The organism is Thermococcus sp. 101 C5 (genome assembly GCF_009372125.1).
Classification (GTDB): Archaea; Methanobacteriota_B; Thermococci; order Thermococcales; family Thermococcaceae; genus Thermococcus_A; species Thermococcus_A bergensis.
Genome location: NZ_WHIZ01000106.1, coordinates 1 through 3,285, shown reverse-complemented (window position 1 = coordinate 3,285; position 3,285 = coordinate 1). Strand labels below are relative to the sequence as shown.

5 protein-coding genes and 1 pseudogene are annotated in these 3,285 nt (G+C 44.7%); 2 read left to right on the top strand and 4 right to left on the bottom strand.

Going from position 1 to position 3,285, the window contains the following annotated elements:
- Window positions 1-230, bottom strand: a 230-nt coding sequence (locus GBV73_RS10830) for a hypothetical protein (RefSeq protein ID WP_152881022.1), incomplete at its 3' end; no start/stop codon positions are given.
- Between the two features lie 67 nt (window positions 231-297).
- Between GBV73_RS10830 and GBV73_RS10825 the strand changes: the two genes are divergently transcribed.
- On the top strand, window positions 298-774 hold the full coding sequence (locus tag GBV73_RS10825; protein WP_152881291.1) for a DUF1858 domain-containing protein: 477 nt from the start codon (window positions 298-300) through the stop codon (window positions 772-774).
- A gap of 173 nt (window positions 775-947) precedes the next feature.
- Here GBV73_RS10825 and GBV73_RS10820 read toward each other — a convergent pair whose 3' ends face one another.
- The 3 genes from GBV73_RS10820 to GBV73_RS10810 form a co-directional block, all read right to left on the bottom strand.
- Window positions 948-1,754, bottom strand: a complete 807-nt coding sequence (locus GBV73_RS10820; RefSeq protein WP_371717101.1) for a hypothetical protein — start codon at window positions 1,752-1,754, stop codon at window positions 948-950.
- A gap of 64 nt (window positions 1,755-1,818) precedes the next feature.
- A complete protein-coding gene (locus tag GBV73_RS10815; RefSeq protein ID WP_042699782.1) occupies window positions 1,819-2,064 on the bottom strand; it encodes a hypothetical protein in 246 nt (81 codons plus the stop codon).
- A 167-nt stretch (window positions 2,065-2,231) separates the two neighbouring features.
- The gene (locus GBV73_RS10810; protein WP_253910368.1) at window positions 2,232-2,969 is read right to left on the bottom strand and encodes a hypothetical protein; all 738 of its coding nucleotides are present in this window, start codon (window positions 2,967-2,969) and stop codon (window positions 2,232-2,234) included.
- Window positions 2,970-3,055: 86 nt separating this feature from the next.
- Between GBV73_RS10810 and GBV73_RS10805 the strand changes: the two are divergent.
- Window positions 3,056-3,285: pseudogene (locus GBV73_RS10805) on the top strand (IS982 family transposase); the annotation flags it as partial.

Genomic DNA, 3,285 nt, shown 5'->3' with positions numbered 1-3,285 from the left:
GGTAGGTTGTAGTATTGTTTAAAGAGGAGTATTGCCAGTATTGTTTTTACTGGAAATTTTTTGGATTTTGGCAGGTTCTTCAGCTTTCCTTCTGATTCGAAGTCTGCTAAAACGTCAAGAATTGCGAATGCCACGCTTTCAGGGTCTTTGAGTCTGTGATCCCATCTGGGGATCACGACAACCACCTGAAAGAATTCAGCAAAAACCCTAATAAAGGTTACTATAAACACGCCCCTGGGCAGAATTGTCCAACAAGGTTTATATGCCAAATGTCATAAATAGAAGCGGTGATGGGAAATGATGCTGGATGTGAGGGGGTTAAAACCTCCACAACCTGCCCTCATGATACTGGAAAACCTTGAGAGGCTCAAAATCGGGGAAACCCTTGAGGTAATCGGCGACAAACCCTTTGTAGATATAATACCCAAGCTCGAAGAGGCTGGCTATCAAGTGGAGCTGAACAAAGTGGGAGAGTTCTTCGTGCTGAAGGTCACAAAGATTGAAGGCTCAAAAGAGCTGAAAATGGAGGTTGAAGAGTGCGATGAGGAGCTGGAGGAGATAACGGAAGACACCAACGTGGCCAAGCTCCTCAAGGCATACCCCAAAGCCCTCGACATACTCGTTAAGTACGGCTTTTCACCGCTCCAGAACCCTGTTATGAGGAAGACACTTGCGAGGACGGTAACCCTAAAGCAGGCAAAGAAGCTCATCGGCATGAGTGACGAGCGCTTTGAGGAAATGATGAAAGAGCTGAAGGCGCTGGAAAAGATGTGATCACGAGCTTTTTGCTCTTTCTTCCACTTCTTAAATTTTTATAATTGGCCAAAAACTGCTCAAAATTATATATCTCATCCTCGTGTTTGATGGTGCTGATTAAATAATCCGCAGACACCTCACTACTGAGAGCCTCCTCCCAGCCAAAGAAGATAAAGGAGAAGGACATGAACTCACCTCCCAGATAGCTTTACCCTTTTAAGTTCCTTTTCTGCATCTTTGATGGCCTCATCGATGGCCCTCAGGAGAGCGTTCTTTGGGACTTTGACGGCCATACCGGAATACAGGACGAATGCCAGTAAAAATTCTCCCTTTCCAGAGTCCGCCGCATAGAGAACTTCAAAGGGATCATAGGTTGAAAGGGTAAAGCGAACGAAAGGAGGAGCCGCTCCTGCTGAGAGCTTTTTAAGGCCCGCCAGTTCGCGGAGAAGGCCCCTATCCTCCGGCTTTTTTACCCCTTTGGAAGACAGCCTCTTGATTTCACCATCAACGTTCCACTTTACCCGCCACTCCTCCGCAGGCAGTTTGCCATCCGCCACAAACGCCCTGAGAAGTTTAAGCTCCTCAACGTACCCCTCGAGATTAACAAACGCCTCCAGTACGTACGTGCTCCCGTAAACTTGAACTTCGTACTCGTCCATGATATCCTCAGGTTCACTGAACATCTCAAGAACTTCATGCGAAGGCGGCTTTAGTTTGAACTTGAGCCACTCCATCCGCACGGGTTTATTATTGAGAACCGCTTTCAGGTTCTGGATGGAAGTTCGGATTGCCTCGATGAAGTTGTCACGGGTGAGCTGTACTTCCCCACCATCCCAAAGGGTCAGGTGAACCCATCCACCCTCAGCCATTATCTTCAAGTCCCAGAGCTTTTTCGGGAGAGCATCCATCGAGTGGAGTGCCTTTAGGGAGCTTATGAATTCATCCAGCGTCACTGGGTCTTCACTGATGAAAACTGGCCCCTCTTCGAGCACCAGCACTGGAAATCCCCTATCTCCATCTCGAGGGGAAAATGAAAAGGCAAAGATTGAAATCACCTCCCTGTCAATATCTCCTTGAAGATGGTGGGAATGCCGTAACTATCCGGTACATCCCCCATTTGATTCTCTCAATCACTACCACCACTTTCTTTCCCAGCTTTGGGGAATATTTAACAAGTACTATTCTCTGTTTTCCATTGACAATGTCTCCGCATTCAATTTTGTCTGGGTTTTCTATAACCTTGCCCATTTCGTTTAAAAGATCCACGGCGGAAATGTGAGTGAACTGATCTTTTCCAGGCTTTTTCATGAGGTGGTTAAAAATAATATGTTTTGCCCCTTTTGCATCAATGATAACATCTCCTCCTTCGAATACTCCACAATCAAGGTTTGCCCCATTGAAGTGTGCCCTGAAACCCCTGTACCCCTCGTCAAAATCCTCTGCAAGCTTTTTAGCATCGTTGGCATCCCAGCCGTTTAAGTACGCTTGCCTCTTACCAGACTAAGACTAAACTTTCTGAAAGTGTTAAGAACTTCAATGTATTCCGCCAATGGCTCTTTCCACGCTCCCGGAGGTAGCAGTTCACCTAGTTCAACTAGACTCTTTAAAGTCTCTTCTCCCATTTTCAGGAAAGCTCTCGACAATGAGCCAGCATCACCCTCTATCACTACCCTTTTGGGGTTAAGGATGTTGCCTTTATCCGCAAAGTAAAGTTCCGAGCATATAAACACTTTTTCTCCTTGGAGTTTAAACACCACCGGGCTCAAAATCTTTCCGAATGTAACGTCAAAAACGTATCCGTTAACATCTGGACACTCTAACAAGTATTCTCGTCTCAGTTCTTCTATAGGAACCTCTCTTAGCCGTGGATCTGGAATTCTTCTGATTTCAGGAGGATAAACGTATTTTCGTAAAAATTCAACAAACCAGGTCTTTGTAGCAATCTCTTGGTTAAACTTCTCTAAAGCTCCCCGGAGATAGATGCTCACGAGGAATGCATCTCGGGGAACGCTGGTGAAGTATATCGCTTCACCGGAATCATCTGCAAGCACTTCTTTTCCCAATATTTTTAATGAGTACCTCCCTGCGGGCAAACGAAACAACTTCAATATTGTTGAAAGCTGCATGGGAGTTTTACCTTGAGTTGTTATCTCCTCAATTTCCAGATTTTTTCTCAAATACTCAACATCAAAGTACCAAGTTATCAAGTTCATCACCCCTGATAAACTAAAGAAAAAATTAAACCCTAGTTCCCATCAGATCGTTAGAGTTATAAGCACTTAAGTTTTTTGGTTGATTGATGGTTGTATTGAGCTTTCAGAGGAAAATCCTGATCATAAAATCCGAAATCTACCCGATAATCAGCAAACACTACCCGAAAAACACTCACAGGGAAATAATCAGCCTCTACGACCTAATAACCTTCGCAATACTAGCACACTTGCACTTTAACGGAGTTTACAAGCACGCTTACAGAGTCCTAATCGAAGAAATGAAGCTGTTCCCCAAAATCAGGTACAACAAACTAAC